This is a genomic window from Streptomyces sp. S.PB5 (assembly GCF_030403745.1).
Taxonomy (GTDB): Bacteria; Actinomycetota; Actinomycetes; order Streptomycetales; family Streptomycetaceae; genus Streptomyces.
In genome coordinates this window covers 99,616-126,460 of sequence record NZ_JAQMWP010000015.1, presented here as the reverse complement: position 1 = coordinate 126,460, position 26,845 = coordinate 99,616, and the positions used below count along the sequence as shown (strand labels likewise).

25 protein-coding genes and 3 pseudogenes are annotated in these 26,845 nt (G+C 71.6%); 15 read left to right on the top strand and 13 right to left on the bottom strand.

Going from position 1 to position 26,845, the window contains the following annotated elements:
- The first annotated feature begins 62 nt into the window (after positions 1-62).
- Both PH203_RS34050 and PH203_RS34045 read left to right on the top strand, forming a co-directional pair.
- Positions 63-368 (top strand): helix-turn-helix transcriptional regulator, encoded by a 306-nt coding sequence (locus PH203_RS34050; RefSeq protein ID WP_289925105.1) that lies wholly within the window; start codon positions 63-65, stop codon positions 366-368.
- Positions 365-1,990, top strand: coding sequence for a helix-turn-helix transcriptional regulator (locus tag PH203_RS34045; RefSeq protein ID WP_289925104.1), 1,626 nt, complete (start codon positions 365-367; stop codon positions 1,988-1,990). Before PH203_RS34050 ends, PH203_RS34045 begins: the two co-directional genes overlap by 4 nt.
- 90 nt (positions 1,991-2,080) lie before the next feature.
- On the opposite strand, the gene PH203_RS34040 is transcribed toward PH203_RS34045, so the two are convergent.
- From PH203_RS34040 to PH203_RS34030, 3 genes are all read right to left on the bottom strand, one after another.
- Complete coding sequence (locus PH203_RS34040) at positions 2,081-3,043, bottom strand: SDR family NAD(P)-dependent oxidoreductase (protein WP_289925103.1); 963 nt, start codon at positions 3,041-3,043, stop codon at positions 2,081-2,083.
- Between the two features lie 295 nt (positions 3,044-3,338).
- Positions 3,339-4,013 (bottom strand): HAD family hydrolase, encoded by a 675-nt coding sequence (locus PH203_RS34035; protein WP_289925102.1) that lies wholly within the window; start codon positions 4,011-4,013, stop codon positions 3,339-3,341.
- Positions 4,014-4,062: 49 nt separating this feature from the next.
- Complete coding sequence (locus tag PH203_RS34030) at positions 4,063-5,103, bottom strand: PHP domain-containing protein (RefSeq protein WP_289925101.1); 1,041 nt, start codon at positions 5,101-5,103, stop codon at positions 4,063-4,065.
- A 75-nt stretch (positions 5,104-5,178) separates the two neighbouring features.
- Between PH203_RS34030 and PH203_RS34025 the strand changes: the two genes are divergently transcribed.
- Complete coding sequence (locus PH203_RS34025; protein ID WP_289925100.1) at positions 5,179-5,415, top strand: hypothetical protein; 237 nt, start codon at positions 5,179-5,181, stop codon at positions 5,413-5,415.
- A 63-nt stretch (positions 5,416-5,478) separates the two neighbouring features.
- On the top strand, positions 5,479-6,252 hold the full coding sequence (locus PH203_RS34020) for a sulfite exporter TauE/SafE family protein (protein WP_289925099.1): 774 nt from the start codon (positions 5,479-5,481) through the stop codon (positions 6,250-6,252).
- A gap of 2 nt (positions 6,253-6,254) precedes the next feature.
- Here PH203_RS34020 and PH203_RS34015 read toward each other — a convergent pair whose 3' ends face one another.
- Positions 6,255-6,809 carry a VanZ family protein gene (locus tag PH203_RS34015; RefSeq protein WP_289925098.1) on the bottom strand — a complete coding sequence of 185 codons (555 nt, stop codon included), beginning with the start codon at positions 6,807-6,809 and terminating at the stop codon, positions 6,255-6,257.
- 347 nt (positions 6,810-7,156) lie between these two features.
- On the opposite strand from PH203_RS34015, the pseudogene PH203_RS34010 reads away from it, so the two are divergent.
- A pseudogene (locus PH203_RS34010) lies at positions 7,157-7,552 on the top strand (monovalent cation/H+ antiporter complex subunit F); the annotation flags it as partial.
- Here the strand turns inward: PH203_RS34010 and PH203_RS34005 are convergent.
- The gene (locus tag PH203_RS34005; RefSeq protein ID WP_289925096.1) at positions 7,519-7,890 is read right to left on the bottom strand and encodes a cupin domain-containing protein; all 372 of its coding nucleotides are present in this window, start codon (positions 7,888-7,890) and stop codon (positions 7,519-7,521) included. The pseudogene PH203_RS34010 and the gene PH203_RS34005 overlap by 34 nt on opposite strands.
- 107 nt (positions 7,891-7,997) lie before the next feature.
- Here PH203_RS34005 and PH203_RS34000 point away from each other — a divergent pair, with 107 nt between their 5' ends.
- Both PH203_RS34000 and PH203_RS33995 read left to right on the top strand, forming a co-directional pair.
- Positions 7,998-8,828, top strand: coding sequence for an AraC family transcriptional regulator (locus tag PH203_RS34000; protein WP_289925095.1), 831 nt, complete (start codon positions 7,998-8,000; stop codon positions 8,826-8,828).
- Between the two features lie 36 nt (positions 8,829-8,864).
- A pseudogene (locus PH203_RS33995) lies at positions 8,865-9,324 on the top strand (NADH-quinone oxidoreductase subunit D); the annotation flags it as partial.
- A gap of 8 nt (positions 9,325-9,332) precedes the next feature.
- On the opposite strand, the gene PH203_RS33990 reads toward PH203_RS33995, so the two are convergent.
- A complete protein-coding gene (locus tag PH203_RS33990) occupies positions 9,333-9,995 on the bottom strand; it encodes a DUF4230 domain-containing protein (protein WP_289925094.1) in 663 nt (220 codons plus the stop codon).
- 143 nt (positions 9,996-10,138) lie between these two features.
- Here PH203_RS33990 and PH203_RS33985 point away from each other — a divergent pair, with 143 nt between their 5' ends.
- Positions 10,139-11,329: a cytochrome P450 gene (locus PH203_RS33985; RefSeq protein ID WP_289925093.1), complete on the top strand. Its 1,191-nt coding sequence runs from the start codon at positions 10,139-10,141 to the stop codon at positions 11,327-11,329.
- Between the two features lie 9 nt (positions 11,330-11,338).
- Here PH203_RS33985 and otr(A) read toward each other — a convergent pair whose 3' ends face one another.
- Positions 11,339-13,234 (bottom strand): tetracycline resistance ribosomal protection protein Otr(A), encoded by a 1,896-nt coding sequence (gene otr(A), locus PH203_RS33980; protein WP_289925092.1) that lies wholly within the window; start codon positions 13,232-13,234, stop codon positions 11,339-11,341.
- 210 nt (positions 13,235-13,444) lie between these two features.
- Here otr(A) and PH203_RS33975 point away from each other — a divergent pair, with 210 nt between their 5' ends.
- Both PH203_RS33975 and tuf read left to right on the top strand, forming a co-directional pair.
- Entirely contained in the window at positions 13,445-14,398 is a 954-nt protein-coding gene (locus PH203_RS33975) for a ribose-phosphate diphosphokinase (RefSeq protein ID WP_289925091.1), read from the top strand.
- 61 nt (positions 14,399-14,459) lie between these two features.
- A pseudogene (gene tuf / locus PH203_RS33970) lies at positions 14,460-15,652 on the top strand (elongation factor Tu).
- Positions 15,653-15,658: 6 nt separating this feature from the next.
- Here tuf and PH203_RS33965 read toward each other — a convergent pair.
- Entirely contained in the window at positions 15,659-16,039 is a 381-nt protein-coding gene (locus PH203_RS33965) for an anti-sigma factor antagonist (RefSeq protein ID WP_289925090.1), read from the bottom strand.
- A 207-nt stretch (positions 16,040-16,246) separates the two neighbouring features.
- Positions 16,247-16,684, bottom strand: a complete 438-nt coding sequence (locus PH203_RS33960) for a MarR family transcriptional regulator (protein WP_289925089.1) — start codon at positions 16,682-16,684, stop codon at positions 16,247-16,249.
- A 103-nt stretch (positions 16,685-16,787) separates the two neighbouring features.
- Between PH203_RS33960 and PH203_RS33955 the strand changes: the two genes are divergently transcribed.
- Both PH203_RS33955 and PH203_RS33950 read left to right on the top strand, forming a co-directional pair.
- Positions 16,788-18,242, top strand: coding sequence for an aldehyde dehydrogenase family protein (locus PH203_RS33955; protein ID WP_289925088.1), 1,455 nt, complete (start codon positions 16,788-16,790; stop codon positions 18,240-18,242).
- A 30-nt stretch (positions 18,243-18,272) separates the two neighbouring features.
- A complete protein-coding gene (locus PH203_RS33950) occupies positions 18,273-19,379 on the top strand; it encodes an NAD(P)-dependent alcohol dehydrogenase (RefSeq protein ID WP_289925087.1) in 1,107 nt (368 codons plus the stop codon).
- 21 nt (positions 19,380-19,400) lie between these two features.
- Here PH203_RS33950 and PH203_RS33945 read toward each other — a convergent pair whose 3' ends face one another.
- Entirely contained in the window at positions 19,401-20,351 is a 951-nt protein-coding gene (locus tag PH203_RS33945) for an NADP-dependent oxidoreductase (protein WP_289925086.1), read from the bottom strand.
- A gap of 71 nt (positions 20,352-20,422) precedes the next feature.
- Here PH203_RS33945 and PH203_RS33940 point away from each other — a divergent pair, with 71 nt between their 5' ends.
- Positions 20,423-21,379 carry a helix-turn-helix domain-containing protein gene (locus PH203_RS33940; protein WP_289925085.1) on the top strand — a complete coding sequence of 319 codons (957 nt, stop codon included), beginning with the start codon at positions 20,423-20,425 and terminating at the stop codon, positions 21,377-21,379.
- A 61-nt stretch (positions 21,380-21,440) separates the two neighbouring features.
- Entirely contained in the window at positions 21,441-22,301 is an 861-nt protein-coding gene (locus PH203_RS33935) for a hypothetical protein (protein ID WP_289925083.1), read from the top strand.
- A 4-nt stretch (positions 22,302-22,305) separates the two neighbouring features.
- On the opposite strand, the gene PH203_RS33930 is transcribed toward PH203_RS33935, so the two are convergent.
- The 3 genes from PH203_RS33930 to PH203_RS33920 are packed head-to-tail and all read right to left on the bottom strand — an operon-like array spanning position 22,306 to position 24,809.
- Positions 22,306-22,869 carry a TetR/AcrR family transcriptional regulator gene (locus PH203_RS33930; RefSeq protein ID WP_289925082.1) on the bottom strand — a complete coding sequence of 188 codons (564 nt, stop codon included), beginning with the start codon at positions 22,867-22,869 and terminating at the stop codon, positions 22,306-22,308.
- The gene (locus PH203_RS33925; RefSeq protein ID WP_289925081.1) at positions 22,866-23,228 is read right to left on the bottom strand and encodes a DUF1304 domain-containing protein; all 363 of its coding nucleotides are present in this window, start codon (positions 23,226-23,228) and stop codon (positions 22,866-22,868) included. Before PH203_RS33925 ends, PH203_RS33930 begins: the two co-directional genes overlap by 4 nt.
- 57 nt (positions 23,229-23,285) lie before the next feature.
- Positions 23,286-24,809 carry a helix-turn-helix domain-containing protein gene (locus PH203_RS33920; protein WP_289925080.1) on the bottom strand — a complete coding sequence of 508 codons (1,524 nt, stop codon included), beginning with the start codon at positions 24,807-24,809 and terminating at the stop codon, positions 23,286-23,288.
- A 331-nt stretch (positions 24,810-25,140) separates the two neighbouring features.
- Here PH203_RS33920 and PH203_RS33915 point away from each other — a divergent pair, with 331 nt between their 5' ends.
- Complete coding sequence (locus PH203_RS33915; RefSeq protein ID WP_289925079.1) at positions 25,141-26,841, top strand: ATP-binding protein; 1,701 nt, start codon at positions 25,141-25,143, stop codon at positions 26,839-26,841.
- The last annotated feature ends 4 nt before the right edge of the window (positions 26,842-26,845 follow it).

Below are 26,845 nucleotides of genomic sequence, written 5' to 3'. Positions count from 1 at the left end.
TACCCGGGCGGGCGGGAACCAACTCCGTGATGCGCTCACAGCATGTTTCATACGGCTGACGCATGAGGCCGGGTAGTGTTGCCGGGGTGGGACTGTCCTTGGGAGAACGTGTGAGGTCTTCGGTCGCCGCGCTGATGCACGCGACGGGTGAGTCGCAGGCGGACGTCGCCGTCGCGCTCGGGGTGAGCCAGGCGCAGGTGAGCCGCCGTCAGTCCGGCAGCGCCGCCTGGAGCCTGGCCGACTGCGACGCGCTCGCCGCGCACTTCGCCATCGACGTGCTCGACCTGCTCGCCGGACCGACCCGGGCCTGCGAGACGCTGCCCGCGCGGCGACGCCGGGCCGGAGGATCGACGGCGGTGGCCCGATGACCGACTTCGAGGCGATCGACGCCCTGCTGGCGGGCGCCCGCCAGGAGGTTGCGCTGCCATCGGCCGATCTCCGCCGCGAGCTGCGGGAAGGACTGAACCTCTCCCGCACCCAGGTGGCCCGGGTTCTCGGTGTGAGTCCCTCCACCGTCGGCGGCTGGGAGTCGGGGCGCGACCCCGGCGGCGAGGTGCGCGAGAAGTACGCCTACTTCCTGGAAGGGGCCCGGACCAAGCTGGCGGAACAGGCTGCCGAGGAGGCGCCCGAGCCGGTGGAGCCCGGGGAACCGGGGTTGGCGGACGGCAGCGCAGATTCCGACTCCGGCTCCGGCTCCGGCTCCGACTCCGGCCGCGGTCCGGGCTCCGAGTCCGACGAGGTCGAGGCACTGCCCGCCCCACAGCCCTGTGTGCTGTGCGGTGCGCCGGCCCGTCACCAGGTCGCCGGGTTCCCACAGCACCTCGACCCCGCCGACTGCGGCACGGCGACCCCGGAACCGGCCGCGCCCGTACAGCCCGTACCCGTACAGCCCGAGCCCGTGCAGCCGGCGCCCGTGCAGCCCCCGCCGGTGGAGAGCCGTACCGCCGCGGCCCGCGCGCCGCGCGACCGCGCCGCCGAGCCCGTCCGGGTCGTCCCCGTCGGCCGCCGTATGCAGACCGCCGGTCAGGACCCCGACCTGATCGGTGCCGCGGTGGCCGCCGCGCTGGACAAGCACGGCGGTGATCTGGAGGAGGCGACCGCGGCGCTGGTGAAAAGGGCCATCCCGGACGCCATGGCGCTGCTGGACGAGACCCGCAAGGGCGGCCGCTACGACGTCGTCGCGCACCCCTGGATCCCGGACATCCTGCGCAAGCAGACCGCCCGCGGCGCCGACCGGATCTGGGAGGCCCGCCCCAAGTGGGCGCGCACCGAACTCCCCCCGGGCGCGCACGAGGTGACCGCCCTCGACATCAACGGCGCGTATCTGTCGGCGCTCAAGACCCATCTGCCGATCGGCCAGTTGGAGCACTCCACGGGCTTCGAGCACGACCGCCGCCGGGCCGGTGTCCATCTGATCACCCCGCCCGCGTGGGAGCACGAGGCGCACCTGCCCAACCCGATCGGCAACCGCGACGAGCCCGGCCCCCTCTGGGTCACCGAGCCGACCCTGCGGCTGCTGCTGCGTCTGTCGGGGCCGAGGTACGGGCTGTGCGAACCACCGGTGATCCACGAGTCGTTCACCTCCGGCGCGACCGAGAACCTCCTGGAGAAGTTCCGCGTCGCGCTGAAGGACGCCCGCGACCGGGCGATCGCCGAGGGCGACGACGTGACGCTGGAGTACGTGAAGGCGATGTACTCCAAGTTCGTCTCCACGATGGGCGAGTCCAACTACAACCGCGAGCTCTACCGCCCCGACTGGATGCACCTCATCCGCTCCCAGGCCTTCGCCAACCTCTGGACGAAGGCATACAAGGCCCACGAGGAAGGCCTGACGGTCGTCCGCGCCATGGGCACCGACGAGTTGCACGTCATCGGTGACTGGCGACGCGTCTTCCCGGAGGGCCGCGGGGTGGCCGAGGTGAAGGTCAAGGACACCTACACCGTCGGCGAGGACTTCGACCCGGGGGCCGCGGGAGAGGGCGACGACTGACGGTGGGCGTCGCGGAGTTCTTCGCCGCGACGGACGATGCGCCGGCCGTCGAAGCCACGGCGTCCATCGCCGGGTCGCGCAGGGATCGGCTCAGGCGGGGAACGCGTCCACGCCGGTCAGTTCCGCCGACAGCGTCCACAGGCGCGCCGCCTGCTCCGGGTCGGTCGCCCAGGCCTTGACACCGCTGGTCTGATCGCCGTCGACGGCGGGTTCGGCGATGTCGCAGTCCTCCAGGTAGACGCCGCCCAGGCCGTCCAGCCGGGGTGAGGTCGCCGCCCACACCTGGGTGGCCGCGCCCTGCTCCGGCGTCTTGAAGCCCTCGGGATCGAGGAAGTTGCCCTGCTCGTCGATCCAGCCGCGCTCGACCATCTCGGCCTTGGGGATGTGCCGTTGCAGCGGGGTGAAGATGCCGCCGGGGTGCAGGGCGAAGGCCCGTACGCCGTGCTCGCGGCCCAGACGGTCCAGGTGGACGGCGAACAGGACGTTCGCGGTCTTGGCCTGGCCGTAGGCCTGCCACTTGTCGTAGCCCCGGGTCCACTGGACGTCGTCCCAGCGCATGCCCGAGAAGTGGTGGGCGCGCGACGACACCGAAACGACCCGGGCGCCGCCGTCCGCGAGGGCCGGCCACAGCCGGTTGACCAGGGCGAAGTGGCCGAGGTGGTTGGTGGCGAACTGCGCTTCCCAGCCCGGGCCGACCCGGGTCTCCGGGCAGGCCATGATCCCCGCGTTGTCGATCATGAAGTCGATGCGGCGGCCGGAGGCGAGGAAGCGGTCGGCGAAGGCGCGCACGCTGTCCAGGTCCCCGAGGTCCAGCGCGTCGACCTCGACGCCGTCGATGCCCGCCACGGCCTCCCGGGCGACCGCGGGGCGGCGGGCCGGTACGACCACCCGGGCGCCCGCCTCGGTGAGCGCACGCGTGGTCTCCAGGCCGAGCCCCGAGTAGCCGCCGGTGACGACGGCGAGCCTGCCGGTGAGGTCGAGGCCGGCGAGGACGTCGGCGGCGGTGCTGCGGGCGTCGAAGCCCGATCCGATCTTGTGCTGTGCGGTGCTCATGCCGGGAACGCTACGAATTGGAGTGTTCTCGAAGTCAAGCGCGGACCGCCGGACCGGAGGCGGGGCAGAGGGAAGCCCCGACCGTGACGGGGGAATCACGGCCGGGGCGGCTTCGATGTGGGCGCGGATGGCGGTCGCCTCTCGGCGAAAGGCTCCACAGGGCTTCAGCCGAACGATCGTCCCTGTGGGCAAAAGGTGAGGCCCGGGGACACTGTCCCATCCGCACCCACGTGTCGTTCAACGGGCAACCACCCTTGAGTGTTCCCCGGTCTGTCCTGATATGGCGTGAGCTGCGTCACCGCTCGAACGCCGCCCAGGCGAACGGGCTGTCCGACAGCCTCTCCAGCAGCTGGGCGGGATCGTCGTAGACCGCCTCCGCGCCCGCCTGCTCCAGGTCCCCGCGCGGAATGCCGCCGCACAGCACACCCACGCAGCGCACCCCGGCCCGGCTGCCCGCCCGCATGTCCCACACCGTGTCGCCGACGAACACCGCCCGCCGGGCCGGTACCCCCGCCAGCTCCAGGGCATGCTCGACGGGCTCCGGCGCGGGCTTGCCCTCGGTGACGTCGTCGGCGCTCGCGGTGGCGGTGATGGCGTCGTCCGCGCCGATCGCCCGGCGCAGCGCGGACAGCTCCGCACCGCCCGCCGAGGTCGCCAGCACCACCGTCCAGTGCTCGTGGTCGAGGCGCCGCAGCAGCCGTCCGGCGTCCCGCAGCGCGGGCAGCCGGTCGAAGTACTGCCCGTAGAGCGCCTTGTGCGCGGCGCTCAGCTCGGCCGCCTCCCGCTCGGCCCGGGCGCTGCCGAGCAGATGGGCGACCAGGTCCTCCGAGTTGAGCCCCACGGCCCGGTGGATGGCGTGCATCGGCACCTGATGGCCGGCCTGCCGGAAGGCCTCCCACCACGTGACCGCATGCAGGTGATTGGTATCGACCAGGGTCCCGTCGACGTCGAACACGGCCGCCCTTTCCATTGCTCGTCCTCCTCACCCGACGTACCTCGCGCAGCGCACGAGTACCACGTCAGGAGCCCGCCACTCCGGACGGAATCCGCCCCTCCCGGGTCCAGGCCAGCAGCTCCTGAAGGGACCAGGACGTCACCACACGCCCGGCCGGCACCCCGCACTCCTGCGCCCGGGCACAGCCGAGGATCTGCCAGTCCAGCTGCCCCGGCGCGTGCGCGTCGGTGTCGATCGAGAACAGCACCCCCGCCGCCACGGCCTGCCGCAGCAGCCGCCGGGGCGGGTCGAGCCGCTCGGGCCGACTGTTGATCTCCACGGCCGTGCCCGACTCGGCGCACGCGGCGAACACCTCGTCGGCGTCGAACTCCGACTCGGGCCGCCCCCGCCCGGTGACCAGCCGTCCCGTGCAGTGCCCGAGGACGTCCGCATGCGGATTGCGCACGGCGGCCACCATGCGGCGGGTCATCGAGCGGGCGTCCATGCGCAGCTTGGAGTGCACGGACACGACCACGACATCGAGCCGCTCCAGGAGTTCCTCCTCCTGGTCGAGCGAGCCGTCGTCGAGGATGTCGCACTCGATACCCGTCAGCAGCCGGAACGGCGCCCAGGTCGCGTTCAGCTCCGCCACCACGTCCAGCTGCTCGCGCAGCCGTTCGGGGGACAGCCCGCGGGCCACCGTCAGCCGCGGGGAGTGGTCGGTGAGCACCGTCCACTCGTGCCCGAGCTCCGCCGCCGTACGCCCCATCTCCTCGATCGGGCTGCCGCCGTCCGACCAGTCGGAGTGCACATGGCAGTCGCCCCGCAGCAGCGCCCGCAGCTCCTTGCCGCCCCGCACGGCGGGACCGGCGGGCGCCTCGCCCTCCAGCCTCACCAGATAGCCGGGCACCTCTCCGGCGAGCGCCTCGCGCACCACGTTCGCCGTCTTCGGCCCGACCCCCTTGAGCGACTCCAGCGTCCCGGCCTCCGCCCGCTCCCGGATCCCGCCCTCCGGCAGCGCGGCCAGCACCCGGGACGCCGTACGGAAGGCACGCACCCGGTACGTCGGCGCGAGGGACCGCTCCAGCAGGAAGGCGATCCGGTCCAGGGCCTCGACGGGATCCATCGCCATCTCCTCCGACCTGTTCCGCGCCCGACTCGCGAGGTTCGCGGTCGTGCGATCCGCTCTACGCTCTATTGCATGACCGAAATCGCGAGCCCGCACATCTCCAACCCGCGGATCATGGTGCTCGGCGTGCAGCCCGGCACGCCGCCGTTCCGGATCGTGGAGATCGACGGGGAAGTGGTCGGTGAGGCGAAGGCCGTCACCGATGTGCTGGAGGCCGCCGCGGCGTGGGGCATCACGGTCCACGACCTGGACGACCCGGACGTGGTCCGCTGGGTGGGCGGCGACAAGTTCACCTGGCACCGCCACTAGGACCCGCCGCCGGTGCGGGACCCTTCGGGCGGTGCCGAAGCGTTCGGTTCCTAGGCTTCCGGCATGGAAGCTCCAGGGGAGATGCTCGCCGTCCTCGCCGCGGGACTCGGCGCCGGCACGGTCAACGCCGCCGTCGGCACCGGCACGCTGATCAGCTTCCCGGTGCTGCTCGCCACCGGACTGCCACCGGTCACCGCCACGGTCTCCAACGCGCTCGGTCTCGTGCCCGGCTCGATCAGCGCGGCCATCGGATACCGGAGGGAACTGGCCGGCCAGCGGCGGCGCGTCCTGAAATGGAGCGCGGGCGCCCTGTGCGGCGGCCTCACGGGCGCCACGCTCCTGCTGGCGCTGCCGTCCTCCGCGTTCGAGGCGGTCGTGCCCGTCCTGGTGGGCCTCGCCCTCGTCCTGGTCGCCCTCCAGCCCCTGATCGGCCGCGGACTGCAGGCGCGGCGCACCCGGACCGGCAAGACGGTCGCGCAGACCGACGGCGGCCCGCCGCTCCTGATCGGCCTGACCCTCGCGAGCGTCTACGGCGGCTACTTCTCCGCCGCCCAGGGCACGGTCTACGTCTGCCTGATGGGCCTGCGCCTCGACGACGGACTGCAACGCCTCAACGCCGTCAAGAACGTCCTCGTCGCCGTCGTCAACGGCGTCGCCGCGCTCTTCTTCCTCGTCGCCGCAGACTTCGACTGGACGGCCGTCGCCCTGCTCGCGGTCGGCTCCGCCGTCGGCGGGCAGCTCGGCGCCGCGGCCGGGCGGCGGCTGCGCCCGGCCGTGCTGCGCTCGCTCATCGTGGTGGTGGGCACGGTGGCCCTCGTACACCTGTCGGTGCGCTGAGCTCAGCGGTGCACGGCCCGGCTCAGCCGCCGCCCCAGAAGCACATAGCCGATCAGCGCGCCCGTGGTGTTGAGGATGACGTCGTCGATGTCGAAGGCCCGGCCGGTCACCAGCGCACCCTGCGCGAACTCCACGAGGAGCATCACGACCGCCGTCAGCAGCAGCACACGAAGAACCCCGCGTGTCCGCGGGGCCAGTACGGGGACCAGGATCCCGAACGGGACCCCCAGCAGGATGTTGCCGCCGATCTGCTTGACGGCGTCCCGCAGTTCGGGCTGGTCGAGATAGGCCTTCAGGGAGCGGCCCGGATGCAGATTGGTGTGCGTCAGCGCCTCCGACGCGGGTGACGGCTCCAGCGTCAGCCGGGCCAGCACCACGGCGAACGCCACCATGAAGGCGAACGCCGCCACCATCCCCACCAGACGGCGGACGAAGGCGAGCGGGCTCCGCCGTGCCTTCTCGGACGAAGGCGCGGGCGCGGGCGGCGGAGCGGGCTTCGCGGGCTTGGGGTTACGCAGGCGGAACGCGGAACGCGGACGTAAGGCTGCACGGGCCATGCGGTCCTCCAGTCTTCAACTTCCCTGCGTCGTAAGGCGATTACCCGCGAACCGCCCGAGAATGCGGCCCCGCCCCGATACCGCCCCGGTTTCTCTTCGTACGGGCGGGGCACTCCGGGACCGGACCCGAGCGCGCCGCCACCCTCCGCCGTCGCGACGGTGTTTGGATGGCGCGAAAGCCGCATCAGTAGTCATTCCGGTCGCGTCGGGGCCCGAGGAGATGGCACATGAACCGGCGTAGGACGCTGCTCACCGCGGCCGAGGCCCCTGGAACTCGTCGTCGGGGCCGCATCCGCAGCTGTGGGGGCACTCGCGGCGACGGCCGCGCGCCGGGTGGTGGCGGGACGGTGAACGGCTGGACCCTCGCCGCGACCGTCGCGCTCGGTGCCGGAATCGGCGCGACCCTCTGGGGCGTAGCCACCGGACCAATGCGCCGCCGCGTCGTGGCCCAGAACCTCTCCACCGCCCTGGCCTGCCCGGCCCTCCTCCTGCTCGCCCACGGCTACGGCCGCCCGTCCTACGTCGATCTGGCCCTGGTCCTCGCCCTGCTCGGCCCCGTCGGCACCCTCGTCTTCACGCGGCTCCTCGTCGACGAACTCGCCGAGGACCCGCCCCGCGCCTGGGGTGTCATCTGGGCGGTCGCCGGGTTCGGCGCCGCGGTCGTGCTGGCACCACCCGAACCACACCGTGCAGACCCGGGCCCTGCATGTCAGCTGAGGATCTCGGCGGCCTTGGTCATCGGCCCTCCTGCGTCACCGGTGTTGAGCGTTCCCGCCGGTTCGAACAACAGGATCGCGGTCTCCTCCTCTGCCACAGGGCAGTGTTCGACTCCACGCGGAACCACGAACAACTCGCCAGGTTCCAGCACCACATCGGCATCCCTGAGCTGGATGGTGAGCCGCCCGCTGATGACCAGGAACAGTTCATCGGTGTCCTCGTGGGTGTGCCAGACGAATTCCCCCTTCAGTTTGGCCAGCTTGACCTCGTAGTCGTTCAGCACAGCCACTTTCTTCTGCGACCACAGCTCGCTGAACTGCGACAGCTTGTCGGAGAGGTTGACAGGAACAGCAGACTTGGACATACGGCATCCTTCCCAAAGCCGGTCAACCGGGAGCGACCTCTCAGGCCCTCCGGCCGGCGTCACGATCCTGCCGCGCCCGGACTCCGCCAGTCTTGTACGTTCCTGGCATGGCAACCGGAGACCGACCCCGCACGTCCATCAGCGCCTGGAGACCGCCAGTCCCGGGGATCGCCGAGGTCTTCCACGCGCACTTCACCGACCACGCGTACCCGGCCCACACTCACGACACGTGGGACCTGATGATCCTCGACCATGGCTCGGTCGACTTCACACTCGACCGCCGCCGCCATGGCGCGACCGGTACCGCCAGCGTCCTCCTGCTGCCTCCCGGCGTCCCTCATGACGGTCGGACCGTCACGGCGGCAGGCTTCCGCAAGCGCAACCTCTACCTCGACGACTCCGTACTCCCGCAGCGTTTGGCCGGCCGCGCGGTGGACGCTCCAGTCTTCAACGACGGGCTGCTGCGCTACCGGATCGACCAGTTGCACGCCGCTCTCGTCCATGCCGGAGACGGGTTCGAAGCCGAGTCCCGCCTCTCGCTCATCCGTGAACGACTCCACTTCCACCTCGACGCGCTCCAGCCCCGCTCACCGGGGCGTGAGGCAAACCGGCTTGCCGCCGAGCTGCGGGAACTACTGGACTCACGGATCCACGTCGGTATGTCCCTGCACGACGCCGCCGCCATCCTGCATGCCCACCCCACCCACCTGATCCGCTGCTTCAAGCAGACCTACGGCCTGCCGCCACACACCTACCTCACCGGCAAGCGCATCGATCAAGCACGCCGACTCCTCCTCGACGGTCACCGGCCCGCCGAGGTCGCCACAACCGTGGGATTCCACGACCAAGCCCACCTGAACCGACACTTCACACGCCACGTGGGCACCACACCCGCACGTTACAAGCGCCTTCGCACCGGCGCTCCGATCTCTTCCTGACTCTGCGGCGGATCCTCGGATCCAATCGCCTCCGTAGCCGCGGGCGCCCCGCTGGCCCTGCTGTACGTCGTGGCGAGCGCGGTGACCGCCGGAGCGGTGCTGCGGGTCGCCGCACGGGTGTTCGTCGGGCTCGGTCCGAGGCCGGAGAGCGGGGACGAGTACGAGACGACCGGTTTTGGGGAACGCCCCGAGACCGGGCGGCGGCTGCGCCGGGTGCCGGACACCATGACGGCGGTCCCTGCCGTGCTGCTCTCGGGGGCGCTCGCGGTCGGGGCGGCACCCGGCTTCGCCGGCGTCGTGTCGCACGCCGTGAACGAAGCCGGGTCCGGGGGCGCCGTCGTGGCGGTCACCCGTCCGAAGCTGCTCACCGCACCGGCCTGGGCGGCTGCCCCTGCGCAAGCTCCAGTCCGGGCACATCGGGGACTACGTCGCCTGGCTGCTGGTGGGCGCCGCACTGCTCGGCGCCCTGGCCCTGCCGGGCATCCTGACCTCCTGACCTCCTGATCAGGCCTTGAACGACACGCTCACCTCCTTGAAGCCGAGGGAGCGCAGCAGGCCTTCCAGCATGTCCGTGGTGTTGGTCTCGGCGCGCTCGACCAGCCCGCTCTTCGTCGCGGCCTCGCCGATGTGCTTCACCGCGAGCTTCTGCACGGCCTGCTCGCCGTTGGGGTTGTCGGAGAACAGATCGCCGAGACGGTCGAGCAGACCCCGCTGCTTGGACACCGCGTAGGAGCGGTCGGCGTCCAGGGCCGGCTTGCCGAGCTGGGCGTGAGGCAGGACCAGCGTCGCGGACGTGCGGTCCTCGTTGACCGTCACATCGTTCTCGCCGACCTTGCCGAGGTCGACATAGGCGTCGACGGTGCCCGCCCCGACGTACAGGGTGCGGGAGCCGCGGATCGCGTCGGGCAGGTACTTGGTGTCCTTCTCCAGGTCCACGACGATCTGGAAATTGCCGGAGGCGGCGTCGTAACGGCTGATGTCCTGGATGGACTGCAGCAGTGCGGGACCGGAGCGGTCGTTGGTCTCCGTGCCGAACAGGTCCTTGAGGCCCGGGAGCACGCTCAGCCGGATACCGGCGAAGAAGACGACGAGCACCAATACCACGGCGCTCACCAACTTCGCCCAGCCGGGCATGCGCTTGGACATGCGCCTGATGGGAGTCGTCATGCGACGGCCCTCCTTCCTTGTTCAACGAATGCCCCTCAAAACCCTTGGCAGACAGCGGCGTTGGCCGATTGCCACCGCTGACGGAGGCACGGGCGGCGCACTAGCGTGGAAGACCGACCGAACGGGCGCTTCTGGAGAACCGGATGAGTGCACAGAGCACGTCCCCGCCGCTTCGCCCCATGCACCGCATCGACCTCCCCGAGCCCGGACCGCCCCGGCCCGGCACCCTGGCCACCGGCACCCCGGTGTGGATCGTGACCCGGTACGCCGAAGTGCGGCAGGTGCTCATGGACCCCCGGTTCGACCGGAGTTCGCTGCACGCCCCGGACGCCCCGCCGCTGCTCGTGGTGCCGAACCTGCTGGACGACCCGAACGGGCTGGTCAACCAGGACGGGCCCGCCCACCAGGTGCTGCGCGGCACGGTGCAGCGGGCGTTCACACCGCGGGCCATCGCCCGCTGGCGGCCCTGGGTGGCCTCGGTGGTCGCCGCACTGCTCGACGACTTCGCCGCCCGGCCGCAACCGGCCGACATCGTCGAGGGGTTCACCCGGCCGCTGCCCGTCTCGGTGATCTGCCGGCTGATGGGCCTCGACCACGTCGACCGCGAACGCATCCGGCACTGGGCCGACCACGCCCTGTCCGGCGGTGCCCACACGGCCGGTGAGGTGGTCGAGGCGATGACGGAGTTCGGGATGTTCGCGGCCGGGCTGATCGCCGAGCGCCGCAAGGACCCGGGCGACGACCTGGTGAGCGGCCTGGTGGCGGCCGGGGACGAGCTGGGGATCGAGGAACGCCGGCTGATCACCCTGGTCTGTGGTCTGATCGTGGCCGGGCACGAGACCACCATGTCCGCGCTCGGCAACTCCGTGGTCTACCTCCTCACCGACGGCCGGGACGGCTGGCCGCTGCTCGCCGGCGACGAGGAGTCGGCGGCGGTCGCGGCCGAACAGCTCCTGCGGACCGTCCCGCTCAGCGAGGGCAAGGTGCTGCCCGGGCTGATCCGGCGCGCGGTCGCGGACGTCGAGGTCGGCGGGGTGCTGATCCCCGCGGGCAGTGTGGTCGCCCTCCAGACCAATGCCGCGGGCCGCGACCCCGACGTGTTCCCGCCGGGCCCGCCCGACCTCTCCGCGCCCCTGAACTCGCCGACCATCGCCTTCGGCGCCGGACCCCACCACTGCCTCGGCGCCTGGCTCGCCCGGCTGGAACTCGAACTCGCCCTGCACCACCTCGCCGCCCGATTCCCTGACCTGCGGGCCGAGTTCACCCCGGAGACGATCGAGTGGCGGGTGGGACAGATGACACGCAGTCCGCTGCATCTGCCGGTGTCCTGGTGACGACGCCGCTCAGCGGGACGGCAGTTCGCGGTCCCCGGAGCGGCTCGACCACCACACCCCCTCCCCGTGCGTCAGCCCCGGCAGCCCCAGTTCGGCCTCGCGCACCCGGCGCGCGGGCAGTTCGCCGGTGATCACCCAGGCCGTGCTGCCGCCCGTGGTCCCGGTGAACTCGGCCCCCAGAGAGGAGAGACGGGCGCTCACCGGCGCCAGCGCGTCCAGCGGGACCTCCGTCTCGAACGCGTGGTACGGCTCGTACAGCCGCGTCCGCGCCCGCTCCAGGGCCCGGCGCAGCACGATCGGGGTGAGCCCGCGGAAGTCCGCGGCCGTGCTGAGCGGCGCCACGAAGCCGGAGCGGATCAGTGTGACCCGGTAGTCCGTCACCGCCGCGCCGCACAGCCCGGTCGCCATGCTCGCGTGGACCGTCTCCTCGATCGCCTGGTGGAAGGCCCGGGGCAGCGCGCCGAGTTCGGTCTCGTACGTGAACACCCCGCCGGAGCCGCGCTCCGCGGGCGCCACCCGCAGCCCGATCCTCGCCCAGTAGCGGGTGCGGTCGTGCCACGGATACTCCTCGCAGGCCTCGCCCACCCCACGCGGACGCTCAAGCAACCGCACCCGCCCGGGCTCGAAGTCGGCCTCGATACCGAAGTCCTGGGCCAGCGTCGCCGCGAGCACCTCCATCTGGACCTCGCCGTACAGCAGCAGCGCGGTGGTGCCGGTGGCGGTGGGGCGGGCGTGGATCAGCGGGTCCTGGTCGGCGAGGGCGAGGAGCGCGGCGCGCAGCGGGGCGGCCTGCCCGGGGTGCCGGGCGGCGACCTCGGTCTCCAGGGTCGGGGGTGCGAAGTGCGGGGCACGGTCGGATGGGGGCGCCCCCGCGCGAGCCCTGTTCGAGCGTGGGGGATCGCCGAGGCGGTCGCCGACGCGGATGCCCGCGAGACCGGTCAGCGCCGCGATGTTGCCTGCGGTGAGAGGGCCGTCCCCGCCGATCACATCGAGGCGCGTCACCCGGCCGCACACCTCGGCGGTCCGGCCGTCGGCCTCGCGCCGCAGGAACGTGAGGCGCTGACGCTCCGTCACCTCACCGTCGTACAGGCGGAGATACGCCGTGCGCTCGCCGCCGGGGCCCGGACGGACCGCGAACACCGTGCCGCGTGGGGCGGTGGCGCCGGTCGTCGGTGCGGGCGGGATCAGGCGGACCATGTCCTCGACGAGGTGGGCGACGCCCTGGCCGCCGAGGGCCGAACCGAAGTGGACGGGGTGGAAGGAGCCGTCGGCGGTGCGGGCGGCGAGGGCCCGGTGCAGGTCGCCCGGTGCCGGCGCGGGGCCGTCCACGAGCGCCGCGAGGATGCCGGGGTCGACGTCGGCGAGGGACTCGGCGAGCGGGTCGCCGTACGGCAGGGGCGTCACGCGGGCGTCCGGTGTGCCGATGTCGCGGACCGTGCCGAGGGGTGCGACATGCGGGGTCAGCTTGCGGCGGATGTCGTCGAGGAGGCCCTCCGTGCGGGCGCCCGCACGGTCGACCTTGTTGACGAAGATCAGCGTGGGCAGCCGCAGCCGGCGCAGGGTGCGCATCAGGACGCGGGTCTGCGCCTGGACGCCCTCCACGGCGGACAGGACCAGGACCGCGCCGTCGAGGACCTCCAGGGCGCGCTCGACCTCGGCGATGAAGTCGGAGTGCCCCGGGGTGTCGATGAGGTTGACGCGGGTGCCGTCGACGGTGAAGGAGGCGACCGCCGAGCGGATGGTGATGCCGCGCTGCCGCTCGATCGCGCCGTCGTCCGTCCGGGTGTCACCGGTGTCGACGCTGCCGAGCTGGTCGATCGCGCCGTGATCGAAGAGCAGTCGCTCGGTGAGGCTGGTCTTACCGGCGTCGACGTGGGCCAGAATGCCGATGTTCAGGGTGTGCATGCGGGGTCGCGTCCTCGAGAACCGTGGGCCTGTGGAAGGGCTGGGGGATTCCGAGGAGTCGGCGCATGCGGGTGATCCTGACGTGAGAGAACACGGACGTCGCCATGATGGCGGACGGCGGGTGCGGGGACGCAAGTGAATTTCGCGGCCGGATTTCGCGCTCAGTAGCATGAGCCGCGCAGCCCGTGATGATCATGCGAGGAGCGGATCGTGCGAGACATCGCCGTGTTCAGCGGTAGCGCCCACCCCGAGCTGGCGGCGGAGGTCTGCGCGCATCTCGGCGTACCCCTCAGTCCGACCCGGGTCAGCCGGTTCGCCAACGACTGTCTGGAGGTGCAGCTCCAGGCCAACTGCCGGGAGCGGGACGTCTTCCTGATCCAGCCCCTGGTCAAACCGGTCCAGGAGAACCTCGTCGAACTGCTGCTGATGTGCGACGCGGCCCGGGGTGCCTCGGCCCGCCGGATCACCGTCGTCATGCCGCACTACTCCTACGCCCGCTCCGACAAGAAGGACGCGCCCCGGATCTCGCTCGGCGGGCGGCTCGTCGCCGACCTGATGGTGGCGGCGGGCGCCGGCCGTGTCCTGGCCATGACGCTGCACTCGCCCCAGGTGCACGGCTTCTTCTCGATTCCCGTCGACCACCTGCACGCGCTGCGTGAACTGGCCGCGCACTTCCACCGGTACGACCTGTCCCGGACCACCGTCGTCTCCCCGGACCTCGGCAACGCCAAGGAGGCGGCCGCGTTCGCCCGGCTCATCGGCGCCCAGGTGGCCGCCGGGGCCAAGCAGCGGTTCGCCGACGACCGGGTCAGCATCAGCGATGTCATCGGCGAGGTCACCGACCGCGATGTCATCGTGCTGGACGACGAGATCGCCAAGGGCAGCACCGTCCTCGAACTCCTCGAAAGGCTCCGGGAGTTGAAGCCGCGCTCGATCCGGATCGCCTGTACGCACGGACTGTTCGCGGCGGGGGCGCTGGGGCGGATCGGGGAGCAGCCCGACGTGCTGGAGATCGTCTGCACCAACACCGTGCCGGTGCCGGAGGAGGAGCGCACCGACAAGCTGCGGATCCTGTCCATCGCCCCGGCACTCGCCGAGGCCGTGCGCCGCATTCACAACGGTGAGTCCGTCAGCGCCCTGTTCGACGCACCCAGGAGCGAATAGACATGGAGGGGCAGCCGGGCCACGCACGGCCCGGCATCACTCAGGTGACCTGGAGGCCCCAGTGGCGAAGGCGAAGTTCGAGCGGACCAAGCCGCATGTGAACATCGGCACCATCGGTCACATCGACCACGGGAAGACGACGCTCACCGCGGCCATCACGAAGGTGCTGCACGACAGGTTTCCCGACCTGAACCCGTTCACGCCCTTCGACCAGATCGACAAGGCGCCCGAGGAGCGGCAGCGCGGCATCACCATCTCGATCGCCCACGTCGAGTACCAGACCGAGCACCGGCACTACGCCCATGTGGACTGCCCCGGGCACGCCGACTACATCAAGAACATGATCACCGGCGCGGCCCAGATGGACGGCGCGATCCTGGTCGTCGCGGCCACCGACGGGCCGATGCCGCAGACCATGAGCATGTCCTGCTCGCCCGGCAGGTCGGGGTGCCGTACATCGTCGTCGCCCTCAACAAGACCGACATGGTCGACGACGAGGAGATCCTGGAGCTCGTCGAGCTGGAGGTGCGCGAGCTGCTCACCGAGTACGAGTTCCCGGGCGACGACGTCCCCGTCGTACAGGTGTCCGCGCTCAAGGCGCTGGAGGGCGACGCGCGGTGGACGCAGTCGGTGCTGGATCTGCTGGAGGCGGTCGACACGGCGGTGCCCGAGCCGCAGCGGGACGTGGACAAGCCGTTCCTGATGCCGATCGAGGACGTCTTCACGATCACCGGGCGCGGGACGGTCGTCACCGGCCGGATCGAGCGCGGTGTGCTGCACGTCAACAAGGAGGTCGAGATCATCGGCATCCATGAGACGAAGACGAAGACGACCGTCACGGGCATCGAGATGTTCCGCAAGCTCCTCGACGAGGGGCGGGCGGGGGAGAACGTCGGACTGCTGCTGCGCGGTATCAAGCGGGAGGACGTGGAGCGCGGGCAGGTCGTGATCCAGCCGGGCACGGTCACCCCGCACAAGGAGTTCGAGGCGCGGGCGTACATCCTGTCCAAGGACGAGGGCGGCCGGCACACGCCGTTCTTCGACAACTACCGCCCGCAGTTCTACTTCCGCACGACCGATGTCACCGGAGTGGTGACCCTGCCCAAGGGCACCGAGATGGTCATGCCGGGCGACAACACGACGATGCTCGTGCAGCTGATCCAGCCCATCGCGATGGAGGAGGGGCTGAAGTTCGCCATCCGTGAGGGCGGGCGGACGGTCGGCGCCGGTCAGGTCACCAAGATCGTCAAGTAGCCGTCCTCAGAGCGAGCCGGACGTGGCCTCGGACTGTCCCAGGGCCGCGTCCAGCGTCGCGTGCGGGGGCAGCAGCCGGTGCAGGCCGGTGACCCGCATGATGCGCAGGGTCAGGGGATGGACGCAGACCAGGTGTAACCGGCCGTCCTGGTCGAGCACCCGGGCCCGGGCCCGGTAGAGCAGGCGCAGTCCGGAGCAGTCGAAGAAGTCGACCTCGCTCAGGTCGATGACGATCCGGGAGCCGGGGCGTCCGGTCACGCGGTCCAGATACGGGACGATCTCCAGCGCCGCCGCGATGTCGATCTCACCGCGGAACTCCAGCACCGTGTGTCCTCGGTCCTGGTGGATACGCAGATGCCGACTGGGCGGTGCAGGTTCCTGCTGCACTACGACATCCCCTCCAACCGGCTCCTCAACTGGCAGGGCTGCAGGTCACCGGGGGCCGGGGTGACATCGTGCTGCGAGCGTACGAGGCGCAGCCGTGTCACCGGGCCCGGAGTGAGAGCAAATCCTTTCCCCGCCCTGCAAGTTACCCTCGATGGAGTGAATTTGAGCATGTTCGATTGACATATGTCTGTGAATTGCGGCCGAGTCCTACGACAGGGCGTGCCAGGCACGGGACAACGCCTGGCGGAACTGCTCCGTCTGGTGCGCCGTGAGATCCCGGACCATGCGCTCCTCCAGCTCGCGCACCGGCCCCTCGTACTGCGCGAGCAGCTCCCGGGCGTCCTCGGTCAGCAGGATCAGCAGCTCCCTGCGGCTGTGCGGATTCCGCTCCCGGCGCACCAGCCCGCGGTTCTCCAGTGACCGCACGAGATCGGCGATGGACTGGGCCGTGACGAAGGAGTCGCGGGCTAGCTGCGCGGCCGACAGCCCGTCGTGCCGCTCCAGGACGGTCAGCGCGGTGTACTGCAGCGCCGTGATCCCGGACGGCTTGACCAGCTCGTCCAGTCGGGAACGGACGACCAGTTCCACTTGTTTGACCATGTAGAGCAGTGACGGAGGTGCCTTGGTCGCCTGGGAGTCCAGCATGGGTTCACCCTAGAGCATTGACAGGAAACCTGTCTGTAATGAGACTTTGAACCAACAGGAATCCTGTTTGTTGAAATCTTGGCGATGGAGCTGAGGAGTGGGGATGACCACCTTCGAGATCGAACCCGGGCAGCTGTTCATCGGGGGCCGCTGGCGCGAGGCGGCCGACGGAGCACGCACCGAGGTGGTCGACCCGTCCCGGGGCGCGGTCGTCACCACCGTCGCGGAGGCGGGCGCCGCCGATGTGGACGCGGCCGTGCGGGCCGCGCGGGAGGCCTACGACGACGGCTCCTGGTCCGGACTGAGCGGCCGGGAGCGCGGCCGCGTCCTCCAGCGCGTCGCCGAACTCATCCGCGAGAACGCCGACGACATAGCCCGCCTGGAGAGTCTTGACGTCGGCAAGCCGATCACGCTGGCGCACGCCGTCGACGTGACCAACGCCGCCAACGACTACGAGCACTTCGCCGCCCTCGCCCACTCCCTGCACGGGTCCAACCGCGACACCCCCATGAACGCCCTCGCCTACACCCGGCGCGAGCCGCTCGGGGTCGTTGCCGCGATCACCCCCTTCAACTTCCCGTTGATCCTGGCCGGCTCGAAGATCGCCCCGGCGCTCGCCGCGGGCAACACGGTGGTGCACAAGCCCGCCGACGAGACCCCGCTCAGCGCGCTCTACATGGCCGAGCTCTTCCGGCGGGCCGGGGTCCCCGACGGCGTGGTGAACGTCGTCACCGGCGCGGGACCCGTCGCCGGCGAGGCACTGCTCCGCCACAGCGGCGTCGACAAGATCGCCTTCACCGGCTCCACCGCGGTCGGCCGGCACGCCGCGAGCGTCGCGGGCGAGGCCCTCAAGCCGGTCACCATGGAGCTGGGCGGCAACGCGGCCCACCTCGTCTTCGAGGACGCCGACCTGGAGGTCGCCGTCGGCGCGATCATCAAGGCCTTCGTCTTCAACTCCGGCCAGTTCTGCATGGGCGGCCCGCGCCTGCTGGTGGCCCGCTCCGTCTACGCCACCCTGCTCGGCATCCTCGAACAGGCCGTCCCCGGCGTGCCGTTGGGCGACCCGCGGCAGCCGGAGACCGTCGTGGGGCCGATGGCGGGGGAGAAGCACCTCAAGAAGGTCGAGGAGTACGTCGAGCTGGCCCGCAAGGAGGGCGGCCGCATCGTCTGCGGCGGCGAACGCCTCGACCTCGACGGCGGCTTCTACTACAAGCCCACGGTCATCGCCGACCTCCCCAATGACTCCCGGGTGATCCAGGAGGAGATCTTCGGCCCGGTCCTCACCGTGCAGCCCTTCGACTCCGAGGAGGAGGCGATCCGGCTCGCCAACTCCACGCCCTACGGCCTGGCTTCGGGCATCCAGACGAGCAACCTCGCCCGCGCCCACCGCATCGCCGACAAGCTCCAGGCGGGCATCGTCTGGGTCAACGACTGGGCGATGCTCGACCCCGCGGTCCCCTTCGGCGGCGTCAAGGACTCCGGGTTCGGGCGCGAGTACGGCCCCGAGGCGCTCGCCTCGTACACCAAGACCAAGTCCGTCGTCGTCTCGCTCGGCTGAACGCGCCCGAAGGCAAAGGGAGTCACCGCGATGCCCATCTCCACCCGTGCCGCCGTCGTCGAGTCCGGCGGAGCCCCGTTCACCCTTGCCGACGTCCAGCTCGACGAGCCCGGTCCGCACGAGGCCGTCGTACGCATGGTGGCCACCGGGTTGTGCCACACGGACCTCGGTGTCGCGAGCGGCGGACTGCCCTTCCCGCTGCCCGGCGTCCTCGGCCACGAAGGCGCCGGGGTCGTCGAGGCCGTCGGTGCGGCCGTCACCGGTGTCGCGCCCGGCGACCATGTCGTGCTGTCGTTCACGTCCTGCGGGGAGTGCGGCAACTGCAACGGCGGCCATCCGGCGTACTGCGCCACCTGGTTGCCGCTGAACCTGATCGGCGGTCGCCGGGCCGACGGCAGCAGCACCATCAGCCGGGACGGCGAGGCGCTGGGCGGGCACTTCTTCGGCCAGTCCTCGTTCGCCGAACGGGCGTTGGTGGACGAGCGCAGCCTCGTCAAGGTCGACCCCGAGGTGCCGCTGGCGTCGATCGCCCCGCTGGGCTGCGGGGTGCAGACCGGCGTCGGCGCGGTCTGGAACGTGCTGAAGCCGGTCACCGGCAGCACGGTCGTGGTCCTCGGCGCCGGAGCCGTCGGTCTCTCCGCGGTCATGGCCGCCGCCCTCACCCCCGCCACGACGATCGTCGCCGTCGACCGGGTCGGCGAACGCCTCGCCCTGGCGCGGGAGTTGGGGGCGACCCAGGTGGTGAACGCCGGTGACGAGGACCTCGGTGAGGCCCTCGCCGCGATCACCGGCGGGCAGGGCGCCGACGGCATCGTCGAGACCACCGGCAACGTCGGCGTGCTCCGCCGGGGCGTGGACGCGCTCGGCGCCCGTGGCACCCTGGTCGTCGTCGGGGCCCCGCCGTTCGGCACCGAGGTCGCCCTGGACGTCAACGGGTTGCTCGGCGGCAAGCGGATCGTCGGCCTCACCCTCGGCGACGCCGAGACGCAGTCCTTCATCCCCGCCCTGGTCGAGCTGGTGAAGGCGGGGCGGCTTCCGCTGGACCGTCTGGTCAGCACCTATCCGTTCGCGGACATCGACCAGGCGGTACGGGACATGGGAGCCGGCAAGGCGATCAAGCCGGTCCTGACCTTCTGACCCGGTCCGTCTCAGACCGACTCAGCCGACCGTGAGGACCAGCTTCCCCGTGGTCCGGCCGGTGTCGCCGAGGGCGTGTGCCTCGGCGGCGTCGGCCAGCGGGAAGGCCCCGGCGATCGTGGGGCGCAGCTTGCCCGCCTCCACCAGGTCGGCGATCGCCCGCAGACCGCTGTGCGAGGCGTCGACCAGCATCCGCAGCGACCGGACACCGAGCCGCTCGGCCTCCTCGAAGAACTCGTTCGAGCCGACCGGCAGGATCGACACCACGATCCCGCCCGGCCGCAGCACCCGCAGCGAGCGCAGGGACGTGTCGCCGCCGATCGTGTCCAGCACGACGTCCACGTCCTTGACGGACTCGGTGAAGTCCGCCTCCCGGTAGTCGATCGCCTCGTCCACGCCCAGCCCGCGCAGGAACTCGTGCTTGCCCGCGCTCGCCGTGCCGATCACATACGCGCCCCGCGCCTTGGCGATCTGCACCGCCACATGCCCGACACCGCCGGCGGCCGCGTGGATCAGCACCCGCTGCCCCGGCTGCACGTCGGCGTACTCCACCAGCGCCTGCCAGGCGGTCAGCGAGACCAGCGGCAGCGCGCCCGCCTCGGTGTGGTCGAGCGAGGCCGGCTTGCGCGCGAACCAGCGTGCCGGGGCGGAGACGTACTCGGCGTGCGAACCGTGGCCCCACGGGTAGGCCAGCATGCCGAAGACCTCGTCGCCGGGCTCGAAGCGGGCGACGCCGATGCCGACGGCCTCGACCACGCCGGAGACGTCCCAGCCCAGGACGAAGGGCGGCTCGCCCAGGAAGCCGCCGCCCGCGCGGTGCTTCCAGTCGGTGGGGTTGATCCCGGCGGCCCGCACCCGGACCAGTACCTCGTTCGCACGCGGCGCGGGCCGCTCCAGCTCCACTTCCTTGAGGACCTCGGGACCGCCGAGAACGTCCTGGCTGATGGCTCGCATCGTGTTCACAGTGCTCATGGTCATTCAGCCTGCCGGGGCCCGCCTCCCCGGGAAATGGCATGATTGCCAACCTTCGATAGAATCGTGCCATGAGTGCGCAGCGGCGGGTCGAACGAGTCGTGGTCCTGGCCCTGGAGGGCGTCTACCCCTTCGAGCTGGGCATCCCCAGCCGGATCTTCGGGGCGGCCGACGGGCACTACGAGGTGCTGACGTGCAGCGTCGACGGACGGCCGGTGCGCAGCAATGCGGACTTCACGATCGGGGTCGAGCACGGCCCGGAGATCCTGGCCACGGCCGACACCGTGGTGGTCGCCCCCATGGCTCACCCCCACGTCCCCGTCGAGCTGCCCGCCGAGGTCGCCGCCGCGCTCGCGCTGATCCGGCCGGACGCCCGCATCGTGTCGATCTGCACGGCGGCCTTCGTGCTCGCGGCGGCGGGCCTCCTGAAGGGCCGCAGGGCCACCACGCACTGGCAGGTGACCGAGCCGTTCCGGCGTCTCCATCCGGACGTCGACCTGGACCCGGACGTCCTGTTCGTCCATGACGGCCGCATCCTCACCTCGGCCGGCGCGGCCTCCGGCGTGGACGTGTGCCTGCACATCGTCCGCACCGACCACGGCAGCGAGCTGGCCAACGCGGTGGCCCGGCGCTGTGTCGTACCGCCCTTCCGGGACGGCGGTCAGGCCCAGTACATCGAGCAGCCCGTGCCGGAGAGCGGGGCGACGAGCACGGCCGCCACCCGCGAGTGGGCCCTGACCCGCCTCGACGAACCCCTCACCCTGACCGACCTCGCCGCCCACGCCCGGATGAGCCTGCGCACCTTCGCCCGCCGCTTCAACGACGAGGTCGGCCTCAGCCCCGGCCGCTGGCTGATCCAGCAGCGCGTGGCCCGCGCCCGGCACCTGCTGGAGTCCAGCGATCTGTCGGTGGACCAGATCGCCGGCCAGGTCGGCTTCGCCACCGGCGCCTCGCTGCGCCAGCATCTGCACGCCGCGATCGGGGTGTCGCCGCAGAACTACCGGCGCACCTTCCAGGCGGCCCACTGAACGTTTCCGGGCCTGCCCGCGTCGGAGGAGGCGAGGACGGCGTTCGGGGACAGGGGGCGGGATGCGCAGGGGCTTCGTGGCACTGACGGCACTGGTGGCCGTCGCGGCCGTCGGGTGCGGGACCGAGACCGGCGGGGACCTGGTCGTCGAGGGGGCGAGCCCGCCGCCGTCGCCCTACAGCGGGCCGCTCCACATCCCGGGCCGGGACTGGGACGAGGAGAAGGACGACCGGTCCGAGCTCATCGACACGGGCGCCGCGGCCCGGGCGCTGGAGTGCGACGGGGAGATCTACGCGGCGGGCGGCGGCGAACCGTGGAGCGAGGGCGACGGGGGCGAGACGCCGGAGGAGGGCCTGAAGGCGTATTTCGAGATCGAGCAGCCCGACAGCCCGCGCGAGGGCTACCGCGTGGAGCGGCAGGAGAGCGACCGCGTCCTGTTCTCCTACGACGTCGAAGGCCGCACCAAGGTGGCGGTCATCGTCGCCAAGGACCAGAAGAACCGGCCCGGTTGGGGACCGGAGACCAGCGCCTCCTGCGACCCGGCCGAGTTCCCGGCGAGCTACACCGACTCCCAGGGCTACGAGGTCTGGACGGACCGGAACGGCAAGCGGGTACCGATCACCGTCATCAGCAGCAACGCCGGACCCTCGCACTGCGACTGGCAGCAGGCGCACTTCCTGGAGCTGGGCGAGGGCAAGGACCGGAGGCTGTACGCCCGTGATCCGGACGGAGTGCTCGGCGACGACATGCTGGAGGCCCCCTACCGCGGGGACGTGACCGTGCCCGCCGGTGCCGAGGACACCGGATACCGGCTGCGGGACTGGCAGTTGTGGCTGACGGACGACAAGGAGACGGCGTACGTGCGCACTTCGGACGGGGTGGAGGCCTGGCCGCAGGTGAAGAAGGGGATGGGCTGCGCGTGAGGCGTCAGCGGCTGGCGTGCAGGGCGACCAGCAACTGCCAGACCTGGTCGGCGATGTCCGCCGGGCCGCCCTCCAGCAGGCCGTGCAGCCAGTCGGCCAGCACGCCCGCGAACGTGGCGGCGACCGCCGAGGCCACGAGGGGAGCGTCGGCGGCGCCCGCGAGTTCCCGCTCGCGCAGGCTGTAGGCCCGCAGGTCCCGGTGCAGGACCCGGCCCAGCGGACCGCCCCCGCCCGGGCTCAGCAGAGCCCGGTACAGCGCCGCGTGCGGGGCGAGCGAGGCGAAGAACTCCGGCAGCGCGGGCGGTGCGTGGACCGGGTCGGGACGCCCGCGCCAGGCGTGCAGCGCCTCCACGGCCTCGCGTACGACGTCGGCGCAGGCGTCTACCGCGAGTGCCTCCAGATCGGCGTAATGCACATAGAACGTGGCGCGCCCGACCCCGGCCCGGCGCACCAGGGCGGCCACGCCGACCTCCGCCAGCGGGCGCTCGGCGCACTCCGCGAGCAGGGCCTCGCGCAGGCGGGCCCGGGTGCGTGCCGCGCGCGGGTCCTCGGCCGCGGCCCGGGTCACCGGGCCAGCAGGACCGCGCCCAGGGCGAGCGCGCCGGGCAGTGCCTGCGCCGCGAGGATGCGGATGTTGGCGGTGACCGCGCCGTAGACGCCGGCGACGATCACACAGGACAGGAAGAAGACCTGGGCGCGGAAGCCGGTCGGATCGGCGGCGATCAGACCCCACACCAGACCCGCCGCGAGAAAGCCGTTGTAGAGCCCCTGGTTGGCGGCCATCGCCGCGGTGGCTCTCGCCATCTCCCGGTCGAAGCCGTGAAAGGACATCCCCGGCTTCTTCTGCCACAGGAACATCTCCATCACCAGGATGTACACGTGCAGCACGGCCACCAGGCCCACCAGCACATTCGCGACCGCTTCCATGATCTCCCTCAGTTTCTTGGACGGGTGTCCACTATACCTGGACAGCTGTCCAGGAAGTCAGAGGGGTGCCCGTCGGTCCGCGGGCATGGTCGAGTCCTTGCGCAGTTGCCGTGCCCGAAGCGCCAGCTGCATCTCGAACTGGGCCGCCGGGTCGTGGAGTTGGCCGCCGAACAGTTCGTCCAGCTGGCGCATGCGGTAGCGCACCGTCTGCGCGTGCACCGCGAGCCGCACCGCGACCTCGCTCGCGTTGTGCCCACAGCTCAGCCAGCTCAGCAGTGTCTCCGCGAGCCGCTCCCGCTGCGGGGGCCGCACCTGCTCCAGGGGGCGCAGCCGCCGTTCCACCAGGGCGTCGACCAGGTCGTCGTCCCGCAGTAGCAGAAGTGTGGCCAAGTGGTCCTGGCAGTGGACCAGTTCGGTGTCCGGCAGGACGCCCCGGCGGATCAGCTCCAGCGCCTCGCACGCCCACCGCAGGGACCGCGCGCCCTCCTGCAGGGGGACGGTCGGCCCCATCGCCGCCCGCAGGCCCTGCAGCGCCCCGGCCACATCCCGAGCCCGCCCCGACCCCTCGGGATCCGGGACCACGATCACCGCCGGCCGCACATCGAACCGGGCGAGGAACTCGGGCGGCACGATGGGGACACGGCCGGGAGGAGACGTGGGCGGACGCGCGGTGGGCCAGGCTCCCGGCGAGGGTGGGACGGGGCCGCGCTCCGGCGGGGGCGCCACCGCTCCGGGGCCGGACGGGGGCGGCGCCGCCCCCGTCCCCGGCGGGGCCGTGACACGCGTGCGCCCCAGCGGGGGACCGTCGGCCGGTGACGTCGTGGCGGGCCCGCTCCCCGGCTGGACCGGGGCCTGTCCGGTCCCCGTCGGCGGCATGCCGGGCTCGCCGCCCCATGAGGGCGCCGCGGGACCACCGGCCGTCGGTGGCGCGGCCGGGGCGCCCAGGTCGACCGTCACCACCGCCATCGCCCGCGGTACCGGCCACCGCGCGCTGTGCGCGAGCTCGGTGATGGCCTCGGCCGACGCCGGCGGGTCGGCGGTGAGGAGGTCGAGCAGCCGGGTTCTTCGTTGCTGGAGTTCGCCGGCGGCGTGCAGACGGGCCTCCGTGTAGCCGGCGGTCGTCGCGGCGGCCATCTCGTCCAGGTGCAGGAACAGGGCCTCGCCGAACGCGCCCAGCACGTTGCGCGGCAGCAGCCCGGCGTCCACCAGGGCGTTCACCCGGCGCCAGGTCATCCGGGCGCCGAGTCTGAGCGCGGACTGGAAGGAGTCGAGGCTGCGTCCCTCCTCCGCCTCCCCGCGCCCGATGCGCTGGTAGGTCGCCTGGACCGGCTCCCAGTCGGTGTCCGGATCGGCCATCCGCTCCAGAAGTCCCCGCAGCGCGTGGTCCACACCCCGGTGCACGGCCTGCATGTAGGTGCCGTCGGCGGGGCGGGCGTACTCGGGGATCTCGGTCCTGATCGCCCGTACGACCTCCTCGGTGATGTCGCTGAAGAACGGCCTGAGGTCGTGGTGCAGACCCGGGGGCAGGGCCTGGAAGGGGCCGCCCCCGTCGTCGGTCACTATCGCGGCTCTCTTCGACACGGCGGCGACGATACCCGTCAGTAATACGTCAGGGCTTATCAACGGCGAACAGGTGTGGGCGGGCCTTTTGTCACCCGCTGATAACGTCCGTTTTCACAACTGTGCTGGTCAGTATGGGGATTTGTCGATGTTCGTTTACTGGCTGAGAGTGACGGAACCCTCACCTCCGCCGGACCAGGCGGTTGATCCTTTCGGGTTCAAACCCGATAAGCTCCCCTCCGGCGCTGCGAGTTGACTCGATCGCAATCGGTCCCTTCGCGGTGCGTTCTGTTCAGTGCGCTTCCCCCTTGCACACCCCCCCTGTTCGATCGTGTTGCTTCGAAGGATGCAGATGGAACTCGCCACTCCGCCCCCGGCGGCGCGGGCCCCTGTCGCCTGGTACAGCTGGTGGTTGATGCCGCTGGCCTTAGGAGGCGGGACGGTTGCCGCCACGTTCATGAGCTCGGAGCGGATAACCGCGGCCGTGGCCGGAGCTGCCGCGACCGCGGCGAGTTCGGTCTGCGTCCGGCTCCTGGTCCGCACCCGCAAGCAGCTGCACCAGGCCGAGAGCGGCTTCCGCGCCTCGCAGGCCGAGCACTCCCAGCAGTGGCAGCAGCATGTGGCCGGTCTGGAACGGAAGTTCGCCGCCGAGCACGCCGCCCAGGACTCCCGGCTCGCCGAACAGTCCGCCGCCTATGAGGCGCAACTGGCCGAGCAGACCTCCGGCTACGAGACGCAGCTCGCCGAGCAGTCCCGGGCGTACGAGGAGCGGCTGGCCGACCAGGCCGCCTCCTACGAGGCCCAGCTCGCCGACCGGACCGCGATCTGGGAGGAGCAGCTGGCCCACCAGCTGTCCGCGGTCGCCCGGCTCGCCGACGAGCAGCTGCCCGAGGCGCTGGAGCAACTGCGCGCCGGTGACGCCATCGACGACCTGCTGCCGGCCGCCAACCAGTGCGCCAAGGTGAGCTCGGAGCTCCAGGCCGAGCTGCGCAAGGTCCTGCGGACCTCGCTGATCGCCGTCGAGCAGGAATTCGACCGGTCCACCTCGGCCGAGCAGGCCGTGATCAGCATCGGCAACCGTATCCACGTGCTGACCAGCAAGCTCCGTGGCCGGCTGCACGAGATGCAGGGCGAGCACGGACGGCTGCCCGCCGTCGCGCGCGGTCTGATGGAGCTCGACCAGGAGATCGGCCCCGCCGACTGTCTCGCCGCCAGCATCGGCGTGCTGGGCGGCTCGGACCGTCCCGGCCGCCAGTGGCAGGAGCCGCAGCGACTGCTCAGCGTGGTCCGCGGCGGCATCGGCCGGATCAAGGACTTCCACCGGGTCGACGTACGCCATCTGCCCGAACTCGGCGTCGACGGCGGTCTGGTGGACCACCTGACGCTGATCTTCGCGCATCTGCTGGACAACGCCGCCCGCTACTCGCCGCCCACCGAACCGGTGGTCGTCTCCGGCAAGGAGGTGCCCAACGGGGTCGGCATCGAGATCCAGGACTCCGGCAAGGGCCTGAGCGAGGAGAAGAAGCGCGAGGCCGAGCACGCCCTCTCCGGCACCGCAGGCGGACCGGGACTCGGCGGCGTCACCGAGGACGCCACCATCGGCCTCAGGGTTGTCGGCATCCTCGCCCGACGCTACGGCATCCGCGTCACCTTCGCGGACTCGCCCTGGCTCGGCACCTCGGTGGTCGTGGTGGTCCCGCACAAGTACTTCAGCCCGCTGCCCACCGCGGCACCGGTGGTGCAGGCGGCCACGACCGCCCCCGTCAGGGAACCGGCTCCGGAGATCCCGGAGACTCCGGAGACCCCGGAGGTGACGATCGAAACTGTGGACACGACCCCCGGCGGACTGCCCCGGCGCCGCAGCAAACGCGGTGAGGAGCACCGGCAGCAGCCGGCCGAGCGGACCACGGAGACCACCGTCGCCGCCGTCCCGCCGGACGCGTCCTTCGCCGGCCTGGCAGCCTTCGCCACCGCCGGACGCGAGTCCGACGAGGCGACCGGCACGTCCGACGGCCGCGAGTCCACCGAGCACCGCACTGAAGAGAGCGACTAGTCCA